The 16,097-nt window shown below is 70.8% G+C and carries 14 protein-coding genes and 1 pseudogene; 6 read left to right on the forward strand and 9 right to left on the reverse strand.

What is annotated here, in order from left to right:
* Together O3Q52_RS31440 and O3Q52_RS31445 are read left to right on the forward strand one after the other, a co-directional pair.
* Positions 1 to 875: 1-acyl-sn-glycerol-3-phosphate acyltransferase (locus O3Q52_RS31440; protein ID WP_269652082.1), on the forward strand; the 875-nt coding region annotated here is incomplete at its 5' end.
* A 33-nt stretch (positions 876 to 908) separates the two neighbouring features.
* A complete protein-coding gene (locus O3Q52_RS31445; protein WP_269652083.1) occupies positions 909 to 2,420 on the forward strand; it encodes an acyl-CoA synthetase in 1,512 nt (503 codons plus the stop codon).
* Here O3Q52_RS31445 and O3Q52_RS31450 read toward each other — a convergent pair.
* From O3Q52_RS31450 to O3Q52_RS31475, 6 genes are all read right to left on the reverse strand, one after another.
* Positions 2,398 to 4,764 (reverse strand): excinuclease ABC subunit UvrA, encoded by a 2,367-nt coding sequence (locus tag O3Q52_RS31450; protein WP_269652084.1) that lies wholly within the window; start codon positions 4,762 to 4,764, stop codon positions 2,398 to 2,400. The two genes, O3Q52_RS31445 and O3Q52_RS31450, sit on opposite strands and share 23 nt — an antisense overlap.
* A gap of 140 nt (positions 4,765 to 4,904) precedes the next feature.
* On the reverse strand, positions 4,905 to 5,954 hold the full coding sequence (locus O3Q52_RS31455) for an LLM class flavin-dependent oxidoreductase (RefSeq protein ID WP_269652085.1): 1,050 nt from the start codon (positions 5,952 to 5,954) through the stop codon (positions 4,905 to 4,907).
* Positions 5,955 to 6,099: 145 nt separating this feature from the next.
* Entirely contained in the window at positions 6,100 to 7,119 is a 1,020-nt protein-coding gene (locus O3Q52_RS31460; protein WP_269652086.1) for a Gfo/Idh/MocA family protein, read from the reverse strand.
* Positions 7,116 to 8,120: a Gfo/Idh/MocA family oxidoreductase gene (locus tag O3Q52_RS31465; protein ID WP_269652087.1), complete on the reverse strand. Its 1,005-nt coding sequence runs from the start codon at positions 8,118 to 8,120 to the stop codon at positions 7,116 to 7,118. Before O3Q52_RS31465 ends, O3Q52_RS31460 begins: the two co-directional genes overlap by 4 nt.
* A gap of 32 nt (positions 8,121 to 8,152) precedes the next feature.
* On the reverse strand, positions 8,153 to 8,914 hold the full coding sequence (locus tag O3Q52_RS31470; protein WP_269652088.1) for an SDR family oxidoreductase: 762 nt from the start codon (positions 8,912 to 8,914) through the stop codon (positions 8,153 to 8,155).
* Positions 8,915 to 8,931: 17 nt separating this feature from the next.
* Positions 8,932 to 10,110: a phytanoyl-CoA dioxygenase family protein gene (locus O3Q52_RS31475; protein ID WP_269652089.1), complete on the reverse strand. Its 1,179-nt coding sequence runs from the start codon at positions 10,108 to 10,110 to the stop codon at positions 8,932 to 8,934.
* 110 nt (positions 10,111 to 10,220) lie between these two features.
* Between O3Q52_RS31475 and O3Q52_RS31480 the strand changes: the two genes are divergently transcribed.
* From O3Q52_RS31480 to O3Q52_RS31495, 4 genes are all read left to right on the forward strand, one after another.
* Positions 10,221 to 11,267, forward strand: coding sequence for a LacI family DNA-binding transcriptional regulator (locus O3Q52_RS31480; protein WP_269652090.1), 1,047 nt, complete (start codon positions 10,221 to 10,223; stop codon positions 11,265 to 11,267).
* Positions 11,268 to 11,732: 465 nt separating this feature from the next.
* A complete protein-coding gene (locus O3Q52_RS31485) occupies positions 11,733 to 12,524 on the forward strand; it encodes a sulfite exporter TauE/SafE family protein (RefSeq protein ID WP_269652091.1) in 792 nt (263 codons plus the stop codon).
* Between the two features lie 135 nt (positions 12,525 to 12,659).
* Positions 12,660 to 13,637: a TerC family protein gene (locus tag O3Q52_RS31490; RefSeq protein WP_269652092.1), complete on the forward strand. Its 978-nt coding sequence runs from the start codon at positions 12,660 to 12,662 to the stop codon at positions 13,635 to 13,637.
* A gap of 90 nt (positions 13,638 to 13,727) precedes the next feature.
* The gene (locus O3Q52_RS31495) at positions 13,728 to 14,261 is read left to right on the forward strand and encodes a hypothetical protein (protein ID WP_269652093.1); all 534 of its coding nucleotides are present in this window, start codon (positions 13,728 to 13,730) and stop codon (positions 14,259 to 14,261) included.
* 46 nt (positions 14,262 to 14,307) lie between these two features.
* Here the strand turns inward: O3Q52_RS31495 and O3Q52_RS31500 are convergent, their stop codons facing one another.
* The 3 genes and pseudogenes from O3Q52_RS31500 to O3Q52_RS31510 form a co-directional block, all read right to left on the reverse strand.
* Positions 14,308 to 14,523 carry a dodecin gene (locus tag O3Q52_RS31500; protein ID WP_269652094.1) on the reverse strand — a complete coding sequence of 72 codons (216 nt, stop codon included), beginning with the start codon at positions 14,521 to 14,523 and terminating at the stop codon, positions 14,308 to 14,310.
* A 124-nt stretch (positions 14,524 to 14,647) separates the two neighbouring features.
* Positions 14,648 to 15,610 carry an L-histidine N(alpha)-methyltransferase gene (gene egtD / locus O3Q52_RS31505; RefSeq protein ID WP_269652096.1) on the reverse strand — a complete coding sequence of 321 codons (963 nt, stop codon included), beginning with the start codon at positions 15,608 to 15,610 and terminating at the stop codon, positions 14,648 to 14,650.
* Positions 15,607 to 16,097: pseudogene (locus tag O3Q52_RS31510) on the reverse strand (class II glutamine amidotransferase); the annotation flags it as partial. The gene egtD and the pseudogene O3Q52_RS31510, both read right to left, overlap by 4 nt.

The raw sequence follows: 16,097 nt of genomic DNA on the forward strand, positions 1-16,097 counted from the left end.
TGCCCAGCGCCCCGTGCTCCCGGGTCTGCGTGGAGTCCGTGGGGTCGCCGGCGGCCGTGCCGCGCGCCCTGCTGCGGCTGGCCGCGCTCCTGGCCGTGCTCCTCTTCGGGATCGTGCTGATCCCGGTCGTGGGGCGGCTCGCCGCCGTGTGGCGCGACCGGCTCACCCGGACGTGGTGCCGGACGATCGTGCGCGCCACGGGCGTCCGGCTGCGGATCACCGGGTCGGCCCCGCCCGGCGGCGGACTGCTCCTGGTGGCCAACCACATCTCCTGGCTGGACATCCCCCTGCTCGCCGCCGTCCGCCCCGCCCGGATGCTCGCCAAGGCGGAGATCAGGCAGTGGCCCGTGGCCGGCGTGCTCACCGCGAGCAGCGGCGCGCTGTTCATCGAGCGCGACCGCCTGCGGGCACTGCCGAGGACCGTCGAACGGATCGCGGACTCCCTGCGCGGCGGATCGGCGGTCGTGGTCTTCCCGGAAGGGAGCACCTGGTGCGGCCGCGCCCAGGGCCGCTTCCGCAGGGCCGCCTTCCAGGCCGCCCTGGACGCCGCCGCGCCCGTCCAGCCGGTGCACCTCCACTACCGGTTCGACGGGGGAGCGGCGACGACCGCGCCCGCGTTCGTCGGGAGCGACTCGCTGCTCACCTCGGTCTGGCGGGTCGTGTCGGCCCGCGCCCTGGTGGCCGACGTACGCGTGGAGCCGGTGCTCCCGGCCGGCAGCGCACCCGACCGGCGAACCCTCGCCCTCGCCGCAGAGACGGCCACCACCGGGGCGGCCGGCACCGGCACGGCCGTCGTCGAGACCGCCGACGCCCACCGAAGGAGCGCCGACGCCCACCGAAGGAGCGCGAACTCGGAGGCGTATGCACACCTCTGACGCACCGTCACCACCGCGGGGTACCGTCCCCGCATGTATCCCGGAGCGTACGACCCCGCCAGGCCGGCCGTCGTCACCGCGGACGGCGGCCGGACCCTCACCTACGGCCGGCTCGAAGAGCGTTCCCTGCGCCTCGCGGACCACCTGCGGACCGCCGGACTGCGCGCGGGCGACCATCTGGCGCTTCTCTCCGACAACGACCCACGCGTCCTGGAGGTCTACTGGGCGGCCATCCGCTCCGGCCTCTACCTCACCGTCGTCAACCACCACCTGACCGCCGACGAGGCCGCGTACATCGTCCGAGACTGCGGTGCGAGCACACTCGTCGTCTCCGGACCGCTCACCGAACTCGGAGAGCGAATACGGCAATTGGTGCCCGGTCCCGCCTCGTACCTGGGGTTCGACGACGGCTCGTACGAGCGGGCGCTCGCCGCCGCCTCACCCGAACCTCCGGCACACCAGCCGCGCGGCGCCGACATGCTCTACTCCTCCGGCACCACCGGCCGCCCCAAAGGCATCGCACCGACGCTCCCCGAGGGCGACGTCCGCGAGGTGATGACCATGTACCAACTGCTCTTCCAGCCCATGTACGGCTTCGGCGAGGACACCGTCTACCTCTGCCCGGCCCCGCTCTACCACGCCGCGCCACTGCGCTTCAGCCACGTCGTCACGGCGACCGGCGGCACGATCGTCCTCATGAACTCCTTTGATCCACAAGGGGCGTTGGAGGCGATCGAACGCCACCGGGTAACGCACAGCCAGTGGGTGCCCACCATGTTCGTACGGATGCTGAAGCTGCCGCGCGAGGTGCGGGACGCGTACGACGTCTCGTCGCTGAAGGTCGCCATCCACGCCGCCGCGCCCTGCCCCGTCGAGGTCAAATGGCGGATGATGGCCTGGTGGGGTTCCGTCCTGTACGAGTACTACGCGGCGACGGAGGCCAACGGGATCACCTTCATCGGCCCCGACGAGTGGCTGCGCAGACCGGGATCCGTGGGCCGCGGCGGCCTCCTCGGCGAGCTGCGGATCTGCGGCGAGGACGGCAAGGTGCTGCCGGCCGGAGAGACGGGAACCGTGTACTTCGAGCGTGAGGAACTCCCGTTCAGGTACCACAACGACGACGCGCGCACCCGTGAGGCACAGCACCCCGAGCACCCCAACTGGACGACCACCGGGGACATCGGGCACGTCGACGAGGACGGGTACCTCTTCCTCACCGACCGCAGGGCCTTCACGATCATCTCCGGTGGCGTGAACATCTACCCCCAGGAGATCGAGGACTGTCTGGTCCTGCACCCCAAGGTCACCGACGTCGCGGTCGTCGGGGTCCCGGACGCGGAGATGGGCGAGGCGGTCAAGGCGGTCGTCCAGCCCGCCCCCGGCGCGGCCCCCGGCCCCGAACTAGAACGTGAGCTCCTCGACTTCGTCCGCGACCGCATCGCCCACTACAAGTCGCCCCGCAGCGTGGACTTCACGGACGCGCTGCCGCGCAGCCCCACGGGGAAACTGGCCAAGTCCAGCCTCAGGAAGGCCTATTGGGACTGAGAGCCCCGGTGTCCAGCGCACGGGCGAGGTAGGGAGCCGTGGCGCTCGACTCCGCCCGTGCGACCTCCGCCGGAGGCCCCGCCGCCACGATCCGGCCTCCCGCGTCGCCGCCGCCCGGCCCCAGGTCGACCACCCAGTCCGCGCCCGCCACCACCGCCATGTCGTGCTCCACGACCACGACGCTGTGCCCACCGTCGACCAGACCGTGCAACTGCCGCATCAGGACCTCGACATCGGCCGGGTGCAGTCCGGTCGTCGGCTCGTCGAGGAGATAGAGCGTGTGACCCCGGCGTACGCGCTGGAGTTCGCTCGCGAGCTTGTTGCGCTGAGCCTCGCCGCCCGACAGCTCGGTCGCCGGCTGGCCGAGCCGCAGATAGCCGAGACCGACATCGAGGAGCGTGGCCAGGCTGCGCGCGACGGCCGGAGTGTCCGCGAAGAACTCCGCGGCGGCCTCGACCGTCAGGTCCAGCACCTGTGCGATATTCCGCTCCCTGTACGTCACTTCGAGCGTCTCGGGGTTGTAGCGCGCCCCGCCGCAGTCCGGGCACGGGGCATAGGTGCTCGGCAGGAAGAGCAGCTCGACGCTGACGAACCCCTCGCCCTGACAGGTCTCGCAACGCCCGCCTGCCACGTTGAACGAGAACCGCCCCACGCCGTAACCGCGCCGGTGCGCCTCCTCCGTGGCCGCGAAGACCTTGCGCACGACGTCGAACAGCCCTGTGTACGTCGCCAGATTCGAGCGGGGCGTACGGCCGATCGGCTTCTGATCGACAGCGACCAGCCGCCCCACACCCGGAAGGTCCTCCGTGATCTCCCCGATGAGCGTGGACTTGCCCGAGCCGGAGACACCGGTGACCGCGGTGAGCACGCCGAGCGGGAACTCGGCGGTCACCCCGCGCAGGTTGTGCCGTGTCACCGGGCCGACCTTCAACTGGCCGCGCGGCGCCCGGACTTCACGTACCGGAGCGGGGGCGCGGTCGAAGAGGAACCGGGCCGTCGCGGACTCCGTGACACTCTCCAGCTCCGCCACCGGGCCGCTGTGCAGCACCTGTCCGCCGTGCTCGCCCGCCTTCGGCCCCACGTCGACGAGCCAGTCGGCGCCGCGCATGACATCGAGGTGGTGCTCCACGACGAACACCGAGTTGCCGGCCGCCTTCAGCCGGTCCAGGACCGTCAGCAGCGCCTCCGTGTCCGCCGGGTGCAGTCCGGCGGACGGCTCGTCGAGCACGTACACGACCCCGAAGAGACCGGAACGCAACTGCGTGGCCAGACGCAGCCGTTGGAGCTCACCCGCCGACAGCGTCGGGGTGGCGCGGTCGAGGCTGAGATAGCCGAGGCCCAGTTCGGTGACGGGGCCGATACGCGCGAGCAGGTCCTCGGTGAGGACGCGTGAGGTCTCCGAATCGCCGTGTCCGGTGAGGGAGTCGGCCAGTTCGACGAGCGGCAGCGCGGCCAGCTCCGCGATGGTCCGGCCCGCGAACGTCACCGCGAGCGCCTCTGCCCGCAGCCGACTGCCACCGCACACGGGGCAGGGCGCGGCCTCCAGAAACCGCTCGGCCTTCGCCCGCAACGTCTGACTCTTCGAGTCCGAGAAGGTCTTCATGACATAACGCCGCGCGCTCATGTACGTGCCCTGGTACGGGCGTTGGATCCGCTCGGCGTCCCGCACCGGATGCACGGTCACGACCGGCTGCTCGTCCGTGAACAGGATCCACTCGCGCTGCTCGGCCGGCAGCTCGCGCCACGGCCGGTCCACGTCGTACCCCAGCGCGTCCAGGACATCACGCAGGTTCTTGCCCTGCCAGGCGCCCGGCCACGCGGCGATCGCGCCCTCGCGGATCGACAGCGACGGGTCGGGCACCAGCGACTCCTCGGTCGTACGGTGCACCCGACCGAGCCCATGACACTCGGGACAGGCCCCGGCGGCCGTGTTCGACGAGAAGGCGTCCGAGTCGAGCCGCTCGGCCCCCGGCGGATAGTCGCCCGCGCGCGAGAACAGCATCCGGAGCGAATTGGAGATATTGGTGACCGTACCCACCGACGAGCGCGAGGTGGGCGTCGACCGCCGCTGCTGCAACGACACCGCCGGCGGCAGCCCGCTGATGTCCCCGACCTTCGGCGCCCCCACCTGATGGATCAGCCGCCGCGCGTACGGGGCCACCGACTCGAAGTACCGCCGCTGCGCCTCCGCGTAGATCGTCCCGAAGGCCAGCGACGACTTCCCGGACCCCGACACACCCGTGAAGACCGCCAGCACATCCCGCGGAACATCGACATCGACCCCCTTGAGATTGTGCTCACGGGCACCACGCACACGGACGTACGGGTCGTGGGGGCTGTGCATGGGCGGACTCCAGCGGAACGATGACGCGGATGAGGGGCAAACCCCACGATTCTAGGCGGGGTGCGCCCCGATAGGGGCGCGGGGAACTGCGCGACCAGCCACGGACGGCCCGCAGACCCAAGGTCACCCCAGTGGAGCACTCACGAGGGGACGAGCCCCACAACCCGGGCCAACCGCCGATACGAGTCCACCAGCGCCTCCCGGTCATACGTGCTGGTCGTGACCAGCACTTCATCCGCAGCGGTCTCCTTGATCACCGTCTCCAGCTCGTGCGCGACCTGCTCCTCCGTCCCGACGACATGCCCGGAGAGACCGGATTCGTAGAAGCCGCGCTCCCGCTCCGTCATGCTCAGCGCCTCCACGCGCTCCGCAGGCGGCAGCGGCGGAAACGTGCCGTGCGTGCGCGAGTAGGCCATCGACCAGGCCTCCGGGACCAGGAGACGCCGAGCCTCCTCCGGGGTGTCCGCGACGGCGACCGTGCCGGAGATGACCACGTACGGCTCCGGCGCCCAGGCGGAAGGCCGGAACGTCTCGCGGTAGTGGTCGATGCCGCGGCGCATCTTGTCGCGGTTCCTGAGGTCGCCGATCACCATGGGGAGGCCGGCCCGGGCGGCGATCGTGGCGCCCTCGCCCATGGCCAGCACGAACGGCGGCACGGTCAGACCTTCGGCGGGACGGGCGTGCACACCGGTCGGGGACGTGCCGCGGAACCAGCCGAGCAACTCGTCGAGCTGGGCCGCGAAGTCGTCGGCCACGTCCTTGTCCCGGCCCAGCGCCTTCCGTACGCCGTCCGTGAACCCGACGGAACGGCCGAGGCCCATGTCGATGCGGCCGGGGAACAGGGACTCCAGGACGCCGAACTGCTCGGCCACCACCAGGGGCTGGTGGTTGGGCAGCATCACCCCGCCCGTGCCCACCCGGATCGAGCTGGTCGCTGCGGCGACCGCGGCGGCAAGGACGGTCGGCGCGGAACCGGCCACACCGGGCACGCCGTGGTGCTCCGAGACCCAGATCCGGTGGTACCCGAGCCCCTCCAGGTCCCGCGCAAGCCGGACGGTGTCGCGCAGTGCCTCGGGGGCGTCGTGGCCCTCCCGGGTGCGCGAGCGGTCGAGGACGGAGAACCGTGTCCCTCCGGCACGGGAGCCCGGGTCCGGGTCCCGTCGGGCTTCGTGATCCTGCTCGCTCACCATGGTCTCTCCGCTGGAAGAACTGTGCTCTGTTGTGTCAACAGTCATTCCGCCGATTTCTTCCGCGGCTCCCGGCAAAGCCGGAGAGGGTGGTGCCGGAGCGGCACCACCCTCTCCCGTCGTTCTCCGACCGTGGTCGGACGTGTCTTCAGACCCCGGCCGGAAGGACCGTCCGTGGCCGGGGCGGGAAGCCGGCCCCCTGGTAGCAGTCGTCGATGAGCCGCATGGCGGCGAGCGCGTCGTCGGCGTCCAGGCGCAGGGGCGTGCCCCGGCGCAGATGGGCCGCGAACGCTTCGAGCTGGTAGGTGTACGAGGACCGGCGGCCGAGCATCTCGGTGCGCTCGCCCGTGGCCGTGCGGACCAGGACCCGGTCGTCCACGTGCGGCTGGACGAAGTTCACCGCCGTGGCCTCACCGAGCGAACCCACGATCCGGTAGCTGAACTGCAGCTCGTGGTGGGCCATGTGGCAGCGGGCGGTGCCGGTGGCACCACCCGGGAACTCCAGGTCCGCGTCCAGCCACTCGTCCACTCCGGGCGCGCCCGGATGCTCGCCGCCGCGTGCCGCGACGAGCCGCGGTGCGCCACCCGCCCAGGGAGCGAGCACCCGCTGGGCGTGCAGGCTGTAGCAGCCCAGGTCCATCAGGGCGCCGCCCGCCAGCGGAAACGACCAGCGCACGTCGGTGTCCTCGGGCGCCGGCATGAGCATCGCGGTTTCCACATGCCGGAGTTCGCCGAGTTCCCCGCTGTCCAGCAGTTCGTGCAGGCGTCGGGTGACCGGGTGGAACAGGTAGTGGAAGCCCTCCATGAATGCCGTGCCCGCCTTCGCGACGGCGTCCCGGACCTCGATGGCCTCCTCCGCGCTGCTCGCGGAGGGCTTCTCGGTCAGCACGTGCTTGTCCGCGGCGAGGGCGGCGAGGTTCCAGGGCCCGTGCAGACCGTTGGCGAGCGGGTTGTAGACGACCTCGACCTCGGGGTCGGCGATCACGTCGGCGTACGAGTCCAGGACCCGTTCGACATCGTGCTCGGCGGCGAACTCCTCGGCGCGGGACCGGTCGCGGGCGGCCACCGCGACGAGGCGGTGGCCGGTCACACGTGCAGGGCCGACGATCGAGAGCTCGGCGATCCGGGCGGCGCCGAGAACGCCGATCCGTAGTGGTTCGTCCGTCATGCCTTGCGCACCTCTTCCAGTCGTACGGGCCGGTGCTCGTGCAGCGACAGCGTGCACGCCTCGGCGATCCAGCTCGCTTCGAGGGCGTCGGCCACGGTGCAGGGGGAGGGTCGGGAGCCCGCCACGACCTCGGTGAACGCGGTGAGTTCGGCGCGGTAGGCGTCGGCGAAGCGGTCCATGAAGAAGTGGTGCGGGGGGCCGGCGGGGAAGGTGACCCCCGGCTCGACGGACCGTAGCGGCAGCTTGTCCTCCAGGCCCACGGCGATGCTGTCCTTCATGCCGTGCACCTCCAGGCGGACGTCGTAACCGCGGGCGTTGTGCCGGGAGTTGGAGATGACGCCGATCGTACCGTCGTCGAAGGTGAGCAGCGCGGAGGCGGTGTCCACGTCGCCCGCCGCCGCGATGTAGTCGGCGCCCCGGTTGCCGCCGGTCGCGTACACCTCGACGACCTCGCGGCCGGTCACCCAGCGCACGATGTCGAAGTCGTGCACGCTGCAGTCGCGGAAGATGCCGCCGGAGACGGCCGCGTACGCGGCGGGCGGCGGGGCGGGGTCCAGAGTGGTGGACCGTACGGTGTGCAGCAGTCCGAGTTCGCCGTTCACCACGGCCTGGCGCGCGGCGACACAGCCGGCGTCGAAGCGCCGGTTGTAGCCGATGTGCACCTCGACCCCGCCGTCCTCCACCGCACGCAGTACGTCGAGGCTCTCCTCGACGCCGCGGGCCACGGGCTTCTCGCAGAAGACCGGGATGCCCGCCTTGACGGCGGCGAGAATGAGTTCGGGGTGCGCGTCGGTCGCGGCGGCGATCACCACTCCGTCCACACCGGCGGCCAGCACCGCGTCGGGGGAGTCCACCGCCGTGGCCCCGAACCGCTCCGCGGCGGAGGACGCGGACGCGGCCACCGGATCGGTGACCACCAGCGAGTCCACCGCCTCGAGTCCTGCCAGGGTTTCCGCGTGGAACGCGCCGATCCGGCCCAGCCCCATGATGCCAATACGCATGAGAATCGTGCTCCTTCAGCCCAGGGGGCGGTTCAGTCGAGTCCGCCGAAGACGATCTGGTCCCAGTCGATGACCGAGCCGGTCACCACACCGCTGCGGTCGGAGAGCAGGAAGACGACGAGATCGGCGATCTCGTCGACCTGCCCGATCTTGCCCATCGGCTGGGACGCGGCGGCCTTCTCCAGCCAGTCGTCGCCCGCACCGTGGAAGGCACGCTGGGTGGCGTCCTCGCCCTCGGTGTCGGTCCAGCCGATGTTGAGGCCGTTGATACGGACGCGGTCCCAGCGGTGTGCGTGGGCCGCGTTGCGGGTCAGCCCCGCGAGCCCGGCCTTCGCCGCGACGTACGGGGCGAGGAAGGGCTGTCCGCCGTGTTCGGCGGTGGAGATGACGTTGACGACCGTGCCGGGGGCCTTGCGCGCCACCATGTCCGCCACCGCCGCCTGCATCGCGAAGAACGGCGCCCGCAGATTGATCGCGATGTGCGCGTCGAACAACTCCGGCGTGGTGTCCAGGAGCGAACCGCGTGACGTCAGCCCCGCCGCGTTGACCAGGCAGTCGACGCGTCCGTGTGCGTCCACCGTCTGTACGACGCTGTCGCGCGCCTGAGCGGCCTCCGACAGGTCCGCGCGTACGAAGCGGGCGCCGGTGTCCGCGGCGAGTTTCTCGCCGACGTCGGCCCGGCGTCCGGTGAAGACGACGGTCGCGCCTTCGCGTACGGCAGCCCGGACGATTCCCGCGCCGACGCCCTGGCTGCCGCCGTTGACGAGGACGACCTTGTCCTCAAGCAGTCCCATGAGTGGGTTGTTCTCCTTCAGCTCCGGCGGCGCTTGGCGCCCGCCTGTAGTTCCTGGCGGAGCCGGGCCGGGGCCCAGCCTTCGGCGACTGCCTGCCAGAGGGTGTCCGCCTGGGAGGGCGGAGCGAGACCGTCGACCGGCGGGTCGAGGTCCAGGTTGGTGGGGAAGGGGTAGCCCTCGGCGGTGGCGGCGACCACGCGGCGCAGCCAGCCCTCCGGGGCGCCCTCCTCCTTGCGGCGCAGCAGCACCGGGAACAGGGCGGCGGCCATGGCCTCCCGGTCCACGGACTCCATGGCGCGGCCGAAGGCGGAGGAGATCTGCAGCAGGTTGGCCATGCGCTTGATGTCCGCCGAGCGGTTGTGTCCGGCGGCGTGGAAGAGCGCCGGGTTGAAGAACACCGCGTCGCCCTTCTCCAACGGGAGCTGGACGTGATGCTCCTCGAAGTACGCGATGAACTCCGGGCGCCGCCAGGCCAGATAGCCGGGCTCGTACTTCTGCGAGTGCGGCAGGTACAGCGTGGGCCCGGACTCCACCGGCATGTCGCAGTGCGCGACCGCGCCCTGGAGCGTCAGCACGGGGGAGAGGCGGTGGACGTGCGCGGGGTACGCGGCGGCGACGTCGTTGCTCAGGAAGCCCAGGTGGTAGTCGCGGTGCACACTCTGCGCCGCGCCGCCAGGGTTGACCACGTTGATCTGCGAGGTCACCTGGTAGGCGGGGCCGAGCCAGGCCTCGGAGGCCAGGGCCAGCATGTCGTTGGCGTAGTAGTCCGCGAACACCTCCGGCGCGCGCACGGCCACCTTGTCCAGGGCGTTCCACACCCGGTCGTTGGCGCCGGGCCTGGCGAAGTGGTCACCGCGGGCCGTGCCGCTCGAACGTTCCTCCTCGATCAGCGAGTTGAAGGCACCGGAGGCCGCGTCCACGACGGCCGGGTCCGTGAACGCCCCCTTGAGGACCACGACTCCGGGCCCGTCCAGCAGGGCCCGCACCAGCTCGGCCTGCACCTCCCGGCGCCCCTGCGGGGTGACCGCGAGCTCGCGGATCCGGTCACTGACGTAGACCAGGACGTTCTGCTCGATCCGCTCGGCCGTGGGATACGGCTGCGGCTCGGTGCTCTGCTCGACCAGCGAGCGGAACGCGTCGAGATCGCAGTCGTCCTCGCTCAGCCAAGTCGGTGCTCCCGCTTCCTTGGGGGACATCCCGGGTCCTTTCGCCATGCGTGCTTTTCTGCCAGTGTTGTGAACCAGAGCCCGTCATTCAATCCGCAGAGACCCATCAAAAGTCCATCATTCAGCTTTCGGGGACCGCCATGCGACATCCGTATCCGATCAGAGAGATCGCCCGCCAGGCCGGTCTGAGCGAGGCTACGGTCGACCGGGTCCTCAACGACCGGGGCGGCGTACGGGAAAGCACCGTCATGGAGGTGCGCCAGGCGATCAAGGATCTGGACCGTCAGCGGACCCAGGTGCGCATCGGCGGACGCACGTTCATGATCGACATCGTGATGCAGACGCCGGAGCGGTTCTCCACCGCGGTACGGGACGCTCTGGAGGCCGAACTGCCGTCCCTGCACCCCGCCGTGGTGCGATCGCGCTTCCACTTCCGGGAGGCCTGTCCCGCCTCGGACCTGATCACGACCATGGACAAGATCGCGAAACGCGGTTCGCAGGGCGTGATCCTCAAGGCCCCCGACCTGCCGGAGATCGGCGCGGCCGTCAGCCGGCTGGTCGCGACCGGCATCCCCGTCGTCACACTGGTCAGCGACCTGCCCAGCAGCGCGCGCATGGCGTACGTGGGAATCGACAACCGGGCCGCGGGCGCCACCGCCGCCTACCTCATCGGACAGTGGCTCGGCGACCGGCCCGGCAACGTGCTCGCCACGATCAGCCGGGGCTCCTTCCGCGGTGAGGAGGAGCGCGAGATGGGCTTCCGCAGCGCGATGCGGATCGCGCAGCCCGGGCGTTCCCTGGTGGAGGTCACCGACAGCGACGGCCTGGACGCCACCCAGCGGGACCTCGTCCTGGAGGCCCTCAAGCGGGACGAGGACGTCATCGCCGTCTACTCCGCGGGCGGCGGCAACGCCGCGACCCTCGACGCGTTCGACACCCTCGGCCGGGAGTGCGCGGTCTTCATCGCCCACGACCTGGACCACGACAACACCCGCTTCCTGCGCGAACGCCGCCTCTCCGCCGTCCTCCACCACGACCTGCGCCAGGACATGCGCCGGGCCTGCCAAACCATCATGAGAGCCCACAAGGCCCTCCCGGACGAGGGCCCCTTCCTGCCGTCGGCAATCCAGGTGGTGACTCCTTACAACATGCCGCCGGGGGTGCCGCTGGCGGAGTTCGCGGGCTGAGGCGAGACCACCTGCCTCAAGTCGCCACGCCGGAGAGGCTGATGTGAAGGGTTGCTCGTCCGGTGTTGGGTGCGGGTGGTGTGTGGCTGGTCGCGCAGTTCCCCGCGCCCCTGAAATGCGGGTCCTCTCAGCAGGGTCTGCATCATCCAGCTCGTCCGGCGTGTGAGGACGAGGCCGTTCGGGCCGACTCCCCACCGACCCACCCAGCCCGTCCGGCGTTTGAGGACGAGCGCGTTCAGCGCGATACGGGGGTTCGGGGGTGGAGCCCCTGAGTAAGTGACGGGAATGGGTAGGGGCGGCGGGGGCGAAAAAGCCGCGAGCCCCCGGGATGCCAACGCGAAGAAGAGCCCCGCCGTCTGTATATGCAGACGGCGTCTCTAATATGGAACGCCAACGCCAACGCCAACGCCACGCAACCCCTTGGCACGCCAGAAGCCCCCGCACCCGCGAAGACAAGAGGCCAACGTGCAAGCGCTGATCGCCGGCCACTCAACCCCCGGCGCCGCACTCCTCCTCCTGGCCGCAGGCATAGCCTCCGGACTGGCCGGCTCGATAGCCGGCCTGGCCTCCCTGTTCAGCTACCCCGCCCTCCTGGCCGCAGGCCTCCCGCCCGTGGCGGCCAACGTCACCAACACAGTCGCTCTCTTCTCCAACACGGTCGGATCCGCGGTCGGCTCCCGCGAGGAACTCCGAGGCCAGCGCACCCGACTCGTCCCCCTGGCCATCACGGCGGCCCTGGGCGGCGCAATCGGCGCGGCTCTCCTCCTCGGCACCCCGTCCTCGACGTTCGAACTCGTCGTCCCGTGGCTCATAGCCCTCGGCTCGGTCCTGATCCTGGCCCGCGAACCCCTGCGCCGGCTGACCGCGAGATTCAGTCCCGATCAGGGCTCCCTGCCGAGGCTTCCACTGGCCTGTGCCGTCCTCCTGGTCGGCCTGTACGGCGGCTACTTCGGCGCCGCGGCAGGCGTCCTCATGCTGGCCGTCCTCTCCCTGTCCGCGACGGAGCCCCTGCGGGTGACCAACGCCGTCAAGAACATCGCCACCGGCGCGGCCAACGTCACCGCCGCCGTCGCCTACGCGTTCCTCGCCCCGGTCGACTGGAGCGCGGCCCTCACGCTCGGTCTGGGCTGCTTCGTAGGAGCGTGGATGGGACCCGCGGTCGTACGACGCCTGCCCGAGGCCCCGCTCCGCATCGCGATCGCCCTCGCCGGCCTCGGACTCGCGTGGAGCCTGTGGCGCGAGGCCACCGCGTCCTGAACACCGGATACGCCGGATACGCCGACACGGTGCGGTGCGTAGCCCGGACGTAGGCGTTTGTTTACCTTCTGGGGGTGGTTTTGCTCCCGATGTCTGACAACGCTGTCAGTTCGCACCATCAGCTCCGGAGGAACAGTGAACGTCTCCCTTGGCGTGTGGGCGCTGTCTGTCGCAGTGCTCTGCGCGCTCATCGCCGTCGACTTCTTCATCGGCCGCAAACCCCATGAGGTCTCCCTCAAGGAGGCCGGCATCTGGAGCGCGGTCTGGGTCGCCCTCGCGGTGGCGTTCGGGATCGGACTGCTGGTGGTCTACGGAGGCGGGCCCGCGGGCGAGTTCTTCGCCGGCTACATCACGGAGAAGTCGCTCAGCGTCGACAACCTCTTCGTCTTCGTCCTGATCATGGCGAAGTTCTCGGTGCCGGCCCAGTACCAGCAGCGGGTGCTGATGGTCGGCGTGCTGGTGGCCCTGGTGCTGCGCACGATCTTCATCGCCGCCGGCGCCGCGATCATCTCGACGTTCTCCTGGGTCTTCTACATCTTCGGCGCGTTCCTGATCTGGACCGCCTGGAAGCTGGTCCAGGACGCCCGGAAGGGCCACGGCGAGGAGGAGTACGAGGAGAACAAGCTGCTCAAGTCCGTTGAGCGGCGCTTCGGCGTGGCCGACCGCTACCACGGCACCAAGCTGTGGGTCGAGCAGAACGGCAGGCGGGTGATGACCCCGATGATGGTGGTCATGCTGGCGATCGGCTCCACGGACGTCCTGTTCGCCCTGGACTCCATCCCGGCCATCTACGGCCTCACCGAGGAGCCGTACATCGTCTTCACCGCGAACGCCTTCGCCCTGATGGGCCTGCGGCAGCTGTACTTCCTGATCGGCGGCCTGCTCAAGAGGCTCGTGCATCTCTCGTACGGGCTCTCGATCATCCTCGGCTTCATCGGCGTCAAGCTGGTGCTGCACGCCCTGCACGAGTCGGGGGTGCACGTCCCGGAGATCAGCATCCCGTTCTCGCTCGGCTTCATCGTCCTGGTGCTCGCGGTGACGACCTTCACCAGCCTGCGGGCCTCGAAGAAACAGCAGGCCGAGACGGACTCGGAGACGGAGTCCGTGCCGTAGCGAGGTACGTGCCGTGGTGGTCCTCTGCCTCGGCCCGCGCGGGAAGCGGCGCTCGTCTCGCGCCCGTCGGTCCCCTCTAGGGTGGGCCGAGTGACGAACACCAGCAGGCCACGCCCCGGATCCGACGCGCGCGGAGGTGCCGGCGGGCGCAGGCCCCTCGCCGTATTCGACCTCGACGGCACCCTCGCCGACACCGCGCACCGGCAGAAGTTCCTGGAGCGCAAGCCGCGTGACTGGGACGCCTTCTTCGCGGCGGCGCCGGACGATCCGCCGCTCGCGGAGGGGGTCGCCCTCGCGCTGGAGCACGCGCGGGAGTGCGAGATCCTCTATCTGACCGGGCGGCCCGAGCGCTGCCGCAAGGACACGGAGGCCTGGCTCGCGGCCCAGGGCCTGCCCGAGGGCCGCATCCGGATGAGGCGCAACGACGACCGCAGGCCCGCTCGGCGCACCAAGCTGGAGATCCTCCGCGGGCTGGCCCAAGGCCGTGAGATCCGGGTGCTCGTGGACGACGACGAGCTCGTGTGCGAGGACGCCGAGCGGGCCGGCTTCAGCGTCGTACGGGCGCGCTGGGCAGCCGCGTCCGAGGCGTTGAAGGTGGCGCAGGAGCGGGAGGGGCGGACCTGAGGGGTTCGCCCCTCCCGCTCGCCGCGGCGGTGGGGATCCGCAGAGGTCAGTCCGCGTCCTCCAGGCGGAAGCCGACCTTCAGGCCGACCTGGTAGTGCTTGATCTGCCCGTCCTCGATCTGGCCGCGGACCTGGGTGACCTCGAACCAGTCGAGGTTGCGCAGGGTCTGCGAGGCCCGGGAGATGCCGTTGCGGATCGCCTCGTCGACGCCCTCGTGCGAGCTGCCGACGATCTCGGTGATCCGGTAGGTGTGGTCGGACATGCGGGTGCTCCTCTCCGCCGTGGCCTGTGTGCCACGCGTCATTCCACGGTGCCGCACGAGGCGGGGGACCGCGAGATGTAGGCCCGAGGGACATGGGTCCGTACGGGTTCCCGCCCGGTGCGGGTCACCGGGCCGTGCTCAGCGACAGCGCGAACCTCCCCTGTGCGTCCGTCCACCAGTGGGTGAGGTCCAGTCCGGCCGCCGCCAGTTCCGTGCGTACGCCGTCCTCGCGGAACTTCGCCGACACCTCGGTGCGCATCTCCTCGCCCTCCGCGAAGTCCACGGCGAGGTCGAGCGCGGGGATCTTCACGGTGAGCGCCGAACGGGCGCGCAGCCGCATCTCGATCCACTCCTGATCGGCGTCCCAGAGGGCGACATGGGTGAACTCGTCGGGGTCGAAGTCGGCGCCGAGTTCGCGGTCGACCACGGTCAGCACGTTCTTGTTGAACGCGGCCGTCACCCCGGCCGCGTCGTCGTAGGCGGCGACGAGGACCGACTCGTCCTTGACCAGGTCGGTGCCGAGCAGCAGGGCGTCGCCGGGCGACAGCAGCGAGCGTACGGACGCCAGGAACGCGGCGCGTTCGGCGGGCAGCAGATTGCCGATCGTGCCGCCCAGGAACGCGACGAGCCGCGGACCGGGAGTGCCGGGCAGCGCCAGACCGCCGGTGAAGTCGGCGATGAGCGCGTGCACATCGAGCGAGGGACGCTCCGCGATCAGCGCCTGACCGGCCTGGGTGAGCGCGCTCTCGCTCACGTCGACCGGCACGTACGTGTGCAGGCCAGGCATGGCGTCGAGCAGGTGACGGGTCTTGTCGGACGACCCGGAGCCCAGTTCGACGAGCGTGCGCGCGCCGGTCGCCTCGGCGATCTCGGCGGCCCGGGCGACGAGGATCTCGCGCTCGGCCCGCGTCGGGTAGTACTCGGGCAGTTCGGTGATCTTCTCGAAGAGCTCGCTGCCGTGCGCGTCGTAGAACCACTTCGGCGGAAGCGTCTTGGGTGTGCGGGTCAGGCCGTGCAGGACGTCGGCGCGCAGGGCGGCGTCGGTGGCGTCCTCGGGCAGGGTGCGGGTGACGAGGAACGGACTCACGTACTGGGCTCCTTGGGTGGGGCGGATGCCAGGTGTTCTTCCACGTCCTTGAGCGGGGTGAGCAGGACGTCGGTGCGGCTCGCGGCCAGCAGGGTGCGGTCCGGCACCTCCTGCCAGTGCGGATCGTCGTCGTAGGGCTCGGACGCCACGACCGTGCGCCGGCCGGGCTCGGTCAGATACCAGAGCGTGTCGCCCCAGGCGGTGGCGGCGATCACCTCGCCGTTGGTGAGCAGGAGGTTGAGCCGTGAACCGGGGGCCGCCGCCGCGACGTCGAGGACCGTGTCGGCGAGCGCCTGACCCTCCTCGTCGCCGCCGCGCAGCCGGTTCAGGACCAGTGCCCAGACGAGCGCCGAGTCGCAGCGCGCCTCCATCGACAGCAGGTCCTCGGCCGGCAGCGTCCGGGTGAGCGGGGCGAGCGAGCGCGGCCAGCCGGCGACCGCGCCGTTGTGGCCCCATGCTGACGAGCTTGGTCCGGGCGGCTGCCGCG

The sequence above is a fragment of the Streptomyces sp. ActVer genome, from assembly GCF_027270795.1.
In the GTDB taxonomy this organism is placed as follows: Bacteria; Actinomycetota; Actinomycetes; order Streptomycetales; family Streptomycetaceae; genus Streptomyces; species Streptomyces umbrinus_A.